The sequence below is a fragment of the Azospirillum sp. OGB3 genome, assembly GCF_014192915.1.
Lineage (GTDB): Bacteria > Pseudomonadota > Alphaproteobacteria > Azospirillales > Azospirillaceae > Azospirillum.
Genome location: NZ_JACHYN010000028.1, coordinates 38,570 through 45,386 on the forward strand (window position 1 = coordinate 38,570; position 6,817 = coordinate 45,386).

The 6,817-nt window shown below is 70.3% G+C and carries 6 protein-coding genes and 1 pseudogene; 4 read left to right on the forward strand and 3 right to left on the reverse strand.

Annotation, left to right across the window (positions count from 1 at the left end):
- Positions 1–14 precede the first annotated feature (14 nt).
- Entirely contained in the window at positions 15–1,244 is a 1,230-nt protein-coding gene (locus FHW79_RS30165) for an ABC transporter substrate-binding protein (protein ID WP_183182333.1), read from the reverse strand.
- A gap of 112 nt (positions 1,245–1,356) precedes the next feature.
- Between FHW79_RS30165 and FHW79_RS30170 the strand changes: the two genes are divergently transcribed.
- Positions 1,357–2,055 (forward strand): phosphoenolpyruvate hydrolase family protein, encoded by a 699-nt coding sequence (locus FHW79_RS30170; RefSeq protein ID WP_183182334.1) that lies wholly within the window; start codon positions 1,357–1,359, stop codon positions 2,053–2,055.
- On the opposite strand, the gene FHW79_RS30175 is transcribed toward FHW79_RS30170, so the two are convergent.
- Positions 2,037–3,818, reverse strand: coding sequence for a phosphoenolpyruvate hydrolase family protein (locus tag FHW79_RS30175; RefSeq protein WP_183182335.1), 1,782 nt, complete (start codon positions 3,816–3,818; stop codon positions 2,037–2,039). The genes FHW79_RS30170 and FHW79_RS30175 overlap by 19 nt on opposite strands.
- 104 nt (positions 3,819–3,922) lie before the next feature.
- Here FHW79_RS30175 and FHW79_RS30180 point away from each other — a divergent pair, with 104 nt between their 5' ends.
- The 3 genes from FHW79_RS30180 to FHW79_RS30190 are packed head-to-tail and all read left to right on the forward strand — an operon-like array spanning position 3,923 to position 6,493.
- Positions 3,923–5,158: a Tm-1-like ATP-binding domain-containing protein gene (locus FHW79_RS30180; protein WP_183182336.1), complete on the forward strand. Its 1,236-nt coding sequence runs from the start codon at positions 3,923–3,925 to the stop codon at positions 5,156–5,158.
- A 13-nt stretch (positions 5,159–5,171) separates the two neighbouring features.
- Positions 5,172–6,008 (forward strand): phosphoenolpyruvate hydrolase family protein, encoded by an 837-nt coding sequence (locus FHW79_RS30185; RefSeq protein ID WP_183182337.1) that lies wholly within the window; start codon positions 5,172–5,174, stop codon positions 6,006–6,008.
- Positions 6,009–6,019: 11 nt separating this feature from the next.
- Positions 6,020–6,493 (forward strand): SRPBCC family protein, encoded by a 474-nt coding sequence (locus FHW79_RS30190; RefSeq protein WP_183182338.1) that lies wholly within the window; start codon positions 6,020–6,022, stop codon positions 6,491–6,493.
- On the opposite strand, the pseudogene FHW79_RS30195 reads toward FHW79_RS30190, so the two are convergent.
- Positions 6,459–6,551: pseudogene (locus FHW79_RS30195) on the reverse strand (electron transfer flavoprotein subunit alpha); the annotation flags it as partial. The gene FHW79_RS30190 and the pseudogene FHW79_RS30195 overlap by 35 nt on opposite strands.
- Positions 6,552–6,817: the final 266 nt, after the last annotated feature.

Here is a 6,817-nt window from a genome sequence, read left to right on the forward strand (position 1 = left end):
CTATGCCACCGCCATCATTTCTTCACGAGGGGGCAATCGCTTTGCGAGAGCGGCCGAAAGGCCTCCTCCGCCGGGATCGTGGCGCGCAGGGTGTAGTAGTCCCAGGGGTATTTGGACTCCGAGGGCTTCTTCACCTGCATCAGATACATCTCGCGCATGAAGCGGCCGTCCTCGCGCACCCAGCCGTCCTTTACGAACGCGTCGTTGATCCGCGTGCTCTTCAGCTTTTCCATGACCGGGCCGGCTTCGTCGGTGCCGGCGGCCTCGATGGCCTTCAGGTAGGCGAGCGTCGAGGAATAGACGCCGGCCTGCCCCATGTTCGGCATGATCTTCACCCGCTCGTGGAAGCGCCGGGAGAAAGCGCGGGTCTCGTCGTCGCGGTCCCAGTAGAAGGCGGTGGTCAGGTACATCCCCTGCGTCGCCTCCAGCCCCAGGGCGTGGACGTCGGTGTCGAACAGCAGGAGGCCGGCGAGCTGCTGCCCGCTCTGGGTCAGGCCGAACTCGGCGGCGGCCTTGATGGCGTTGCGCGCGTCCATCCCGGTGGTGGCGAGGCCGACGATCTTGGCCCCGGACGCCTGCGCCTGCGTCACGTAGGATGCGAAATCGAGGTTGTTCAGCGGGAAGCGCACCGCGCCCAGGACCTTGCCGCCGTTGTCCTGGACGATCTTCGCCGTGTTCTCCTCCAGCCCGTGGCCGAAGGCGAAATCGACCGTGAGGAAATACCAGGTGTCGCCGCCCTGCTTGATCGTCTGCGCCCCGGTGCCCTTGGCCAGCGCATAGGCGTCGTAGGCGTAGTGGATGGTGTTGGGCGTGCATTTGTCGCCGGTCAGTCGGGTGACGGACGGGCCGTTGAAGATGGCGACGCGGTTCTTGTCGCGGACGATGTCCGCCACCGCCAGCGCCAGACCGGAGTTCGCCACGTCCTGGATGAGGTCGACGTTCTGCGCGTCGATCCACTCGCGCACGATGGCCGAGCCCACATCCACCTTGTTTTGGTGGTCGGCCGTCAGCACCTCGACGGGCTTGCCCAGCACCTTGCCGCCGAAGTCCTCCACCGCCATCTGCGCGGCGGCGATGGAGCCGCGGCCGCTCTGGTCGGAGAAGGCCCCGGACAGGTCGGTGATCACCCCGATCCGAACCACGTCGTTCGAGATCTTCGCACCCTGCTGCGCCGCCGCCGGCAGCATGGCGGCCAGCAGCAGCGCGGTCCCGGACAGCAGCGCGGTGCCCAACTGACGCTTCATCGTTTCCTCCCTGTTTTGCGCCGTCCCGGCGAGCCTTCACCGAAACCCGTTGCCATACCGTCTCGCCCCGTGGTCGATTCCACAACGGCGCGCGATCCGGGGCATGGGTAAAATGGGGAAAAACGGTCGGTTCGACGTACAAATCACCGCCGCGCTTCATTCCCCCGCCGAACAGGCGGACGGGACAGGGGAACGGCTGTTCTGTCCAGCTTTCGGCGGGCATCCGGTGGACCGCGCCGAGTATCTGGCCCTGCTTCCCGTCCAGGACAGCAACGGGCGGCTGCTCGCCGCCTTGGCCGAAATGCCAGATGGCGCGCCGGAGGGTGTGTGCGTCGGCGTGCTGGCCGTGGACCCCTTCCGGCCGGTGGGTCCGTTTCTGAAGGCCCTGAGCCGGTTCGGAGTGCGGGCGGTCGCCAATTTCCCCACGACCGCGCTGTTCGACGGGGAAACCGGCGAAACGCTGTGCGGCGTCGGGCTCGGTGCGGAGCGCGAGGTGTCGTTCCTGGAGCAGGCCGCCCGGGCGGGATTCGCCATCACCGGCTTCGCCGCCGACGCGGACATCGGCCGTCGCCTGCGGGCAGCGGGTGCGGGGCGCCTCGTCGTGCATCCGGGTGCCGCGACCGGCAATCCGTCGCGCGATGCCGAGGCGGTCGCGAGCGCCGCCGCGGTCGCCGCCGAACTGCGTGGAGAGGGCGGTGGCCCCGTCCTCCTCTATCGACCGGCCGGCTTCGAGGACCATCATGACCTCATGAGGCGGGCGGCCGACGGGTTGGTGCTTCCGCCCGGCGCCGGTCACTCCAACAAGCCGTAGTGGCGCATCTTGTTGTAGAGCGTCTTGCGCGACAGGCCGAGGAAGCGGGCCGTCTCCCCCCGGCGAAAGCGGTGCCGCCGCAGGCCGTCGAGAATCCAGTCCCGTTCCGACTGTTTGGGCGACCGGTCTCCGGATGTGTCCGGGCGTGGGCGGCCCGCGCGCTTGCCGTCCAGGGAGGGCAGGGCCTCCGCCTCGATGACGTCGCCGCTGCCGTCCAGCGCCTGCGCGACCACGGCGCGCAGTTCGCGGAGGTTGCCCGGCCAGTCATGGGCGATGAGCAGCCGGAACGCCCGCGGCGACAGGCGCACGGCCCCCGCCGCTGGGCGCAGCGCCGCCGCGAAATGCTCGACCAGCAGCGGAATGTCGTCCAGCCGTTCGCTCAGCGGCGGCAGGTCGATGTCCCGCCGGGCGAGGCGGCGGGCCAAGTCCGGCACGAGCGTCCCGGCGCCGGCCGCGGCTTCCAGGCTCTCCGTTCCGATCAGGATGATCCGCGCGTTGGAGCGCAGGCTGTCCTGGCCGCCTTGGCGGCGGAAGCTGCCGCGCTCCAGGAAGGCGGCAAGCTCGGCCTGCGTGCCGGGCTCCAGTCCTTCGGCGTTCTCGATCACCAACGTCGTCCCGTTGGCGGCCTCGACCCAGCCGAGGCGGCGGCGTCCACCGTCTGCCGGCTCCGCCCCGAACAGCCACCCGCCGTCCAGATGGCGGGCATCGACGGTCATCGGCGGACGTTGGCGCTGCGGACCGCGCCCGTGCAGCAGATTGGCCACCAGCGACCGCCCGCTGCCGTCCGGCCCGGCGACCCACACCGGCCCGCCGTCGGCGCCGAGATGCTCCAGCCGCGCCCGCGCCTCCACCAGCGCGTCGGTGCGGCCCACCAGCCCCATCCCCTGGCCGGTCTGGTCGAGGCGCCGTTCCAGCCGGTCGATGCGCCGTTGCAGGGTGGAGACCAGCTTGAAGGCGGCGGTCATCTCCTCCATCGAGCTTTCCGAGGGGAGGCGGTCGATGGTCGAGCCGCCGATGTAGCCGTCGGCCCGCGCCTCGCGGCAGGCCTCGTGCATCTCCTGCGGGGTGGTGATCGGCCCGCCCTCGATCACGCACAGCGCGCCGGGGTTGGCGGTGCGGATCGCCTTGATGTGGCCGCGGGCGCGGTTGCCGACCTGCAGCACCGACTCCCCGCTGGGCACGCCGACGGCGCCGCCGGCGTTCCAGCCGATGTTGAAGCAGTAGAGGTCAACCCCCGCCCGCGCGAGCGCCAGCGCCTCCTCCCGGCGGCGGAAATAGCCGACGGTTGCCAGCCCGGCCGCCCGCGCCGCCTCCAGCAGGCGGACCTCCCGCGCGAAGCCCAGGCCGGTGCGCTCCAGCGCCTCGCGGAAGCGCCCGTCGACGTGTGACACGGTCGGGAAATTCACCACCCCGGCGAAGCCCCAGCCGCGCAGCTTGTCCATGAAGGCGGGGAACTCCTCCTCCGCGAGACCCCAGGCGCAGGCGCCGAAGAAGGCCGGGATCGGTGTCGCGTCGACGATCTCCGAGCAGGCGAAGTCGGCGACGAAGGCGTTGCTGTCGCGCAGCGCCAGCATGGTGGCGATGGACGACGCCCCCATGGTGCGGAAGCGGCCCGCGGCCAGCGCCAGCAGGAAGTCGGCGCCGCCGCGCGCCGCCGCGCGGGCGGCGAGGCCGGTGCCGATGGCGGCGCCGACCAGCAGCGTGTGCCGGCCCGCGCAGGCCCGCCGCAGATCGTCCAACAACTGAGTCCGGTCATGGGTCATGCCAACCACTATACCCAATATTACCCGCGCCGCCGCAACGCTCCGGTTGGCACCCCCGGCGGGCGGCCTACACTTCCGGAAAAGACGAAGGGAGGAGGCCGGCCATGGCGGATGCGGAGCGAGGCGCAGCGACGGTCTATGTCGTCGGTTGCCACGACACCAAAGGAATCGAGTTGGACTATGTGCGGGGGCTGATCGCTGCGGAGGGGCTGCGCACGGTGACGGTCGATGTGGGCACCCGTCCGCCCGCCGTCCCGGCCGACGTCCCGGCGCGGGACGTCGCCTCCTGCCACCCCGGCGGGGCGGAAGCGGTGCTGGGCACCGACGACCGCGGGCTGGCCGTGTCGCGCATGGCCGACGCGTTCCGGCGCTTCGTCGAGCGGCGAACCGACGTCGCGGGCATGATCGGGCTGGGCGGTTCCGGCGGCACGGCGATCATCGCGCCGGGCATGCGGACGCTTCCCGTGGGAACGCCCAAGCTGATCGTCTCCACCGTCGCGTCGGGCAACGTCGCGTCCTACGTCGGCGAGACGGACCTCTGCATGATGGCCTCGGTCACCGACGTCGCCGGACTGAACCGGATTTCGCGCCGCGTGCTGGGCAACGCCGCCCACGCGGTGGCGGGCATGGTGGCGCGCACGATCCCCGAGACGGACACCAAGCCGGCGCTGGGCCTCACCATGTTCGGCGTGACGACCCCTTGCGTCACGCAGCTGTCCCAAGCGCTCGATCCCTCCTACGACTGCCTGGTCTTCCACGCCACCGGCACCGGTGGGCGGGCGATGGAGAAGCTCGTCGCCTCGGGCCTGCTGGCGGGCGTGCTGGACGTGACGACCACCGAGGTCTGCGACCTGCTGATGGGTGGCGTCTTCAGCGCCGGGGAGGAGCGGCTGGACGCCATCGCGCGGGCCGGCATCCCCTATGTGGGGTCCTGCGGGGCGCTGGACATGGTGAATTTCGGTCCGCGCGACAGCGTGCCCGAGCGCTACCGCGAGCGGTTGTTCTACGTGCACAACCCGCAGGTCACGCTGATGCGCACCACGGCGGAGGAGAACCGGGCGATGGGCGCCTGGATCGGCCGCAAGCTGAACGCCTTCACCGGGCCGGTGCGCTTCCTCATCCCCGAAGGGGGCGTGTCGGTTCTCGACGCGCCGGGCCAGCCCTTCCACGATCCCGAGGCGGACGCCGCGCTGTTCGATGCGCTGGAGCGCACCGTCGAGCAGACGGACGCGCGCCGGCTGATCCGCCTTCCCCACAACATCAACGACCCCGCCTTCGCCGCCGCGCTCGTCCGGGCCTTCCGGGACATCGCCGCGGCCGGCCACGGCACGACGCGATAAGGAGCCTTCGACGATGCCCCGCATTCCCCGTCAACAAATCCTCGACCGGTTCCGTGGCATGATGGCCCGCGGCGAACCCATCGTCGGCGGCGGCGCCGGAACCGGGCTGTCCGCCAAATGCGAGGAGGCGGGCGGGATCGACCTGATCGTCATCTACAACTCCGGCCGCTACCGCATGGCCGGGCGCGGCTCGCTGGCCGGGCTGCTCGCCTACGGCAACGCCAACGAGATTGTCGTCGACATGGCGCGCGAGGTCTTGCCGGTGGTCCGGAACACCCCCGTGCTGGCCGGCGTCAACGGCACCGATCCCTTCATGATCCGCGACCAGTTCCTGCGGCGGCTGGCCGATCTGGGCTTCTCCGGCGTGCAGAACTTCCCGACCGTCGGGCTGATCGACGGTGTTTTCCGGGCGAACCTGGAGGAGACGGGCATGGGCTACGGGCTGGAGGTGGACATGATCCGCGCCGCCCATGAACTGGACCTGCTGACCACGCCCTACGTCTTCTCGGAAGGGGAGGCCGTCGCGATGACCGAGGCCGGGGCCGACATCATCGTCTGCCACCTCGGCCTGACCACCGGCGGCAACATCGGGGCGGAGACGGCGCTGTCGCTGAAGGACTGCGTGCCGAAGATCGACGCCTGGGCGGAGGCGGCCCTGCGGGTGCGCAAGGACGTGATCGTGCTGTGCCACGGCGGCCCGATCGCCACGCCGGAGGACGCCTCCTTCGTCCTCGGCGCATGCGCCGTCTGCCACGGCTTCTACGGGGCATCCAGCATGGAGCGCCTGCCCACGGAAACCGCGCTGACCGAGCAGACGCGCCGCTTCAAGGCCATCACCAAGCAACGCTGAAGGGGGAACGCATGGCACGGGTCTATGTCAGCGCCGTCATCGACGCGCCCGTCGGGCAGGTCTGGGACAAGGCGCGGGATTTCAACGGTCACCACATCTGGCATCCCATCATCGCGGACAGCCACATCGAGGACGGGCTGCGCAGCGACACGGTCGGGTGCGTCCGCAACTTCGGTCTCAAGCCTGGCGGGCGGCTGCGCGAACAGCTGGTGTCCTTCAGCGACCGCGAGCGCTCCTACACCTACACGATCCTCGAATCCCCGCTGCCGCTCACCGACTACGTCGCGACCTTCCGCCTGCGCGAGGTGACGGAGGGAAACCGTACCTTCGGCGAATGGTGGGCCGATTTCGAGTGCCAGCCCGAGGACCTGCCCACGCTGCGCGAGCAGGTCGGCCGGAACACGTTCGCCGCAGGGTTCCAGGCGTTGGCGGCGCTTTGCGGCGCCGGTGTCACAGCGCCCGCTGCAACTCTGGCACCGCCTTGAACAGGTCGGCGACGAAGCCGCAATCGGCGGCCTGGAAGATCGGCGCCTCCACGTCCTTGATGCAGCAGGGCTGGATCGTGCTTTCGGTCGTCGCCGTGGAGGTGGCCTCGCCCCGGTGCCGGGAGGAAGGCAGGGCCCCATCCCCCACCTTCCCCGTCCGCATCCCACCGGGGTGGGGTCAATGCTTCATCTCGCCGAGCTGTTTGCGGGAGTCGCCGCTCTTGTCGACGATGACACTGTCGTCCGCCTTGCCATCGACTTCCAGAATGCCGATGAGCCCCTTGGTGGCGCGGCTCAGAGCGTGATCGACCAAGGCGTACTTGC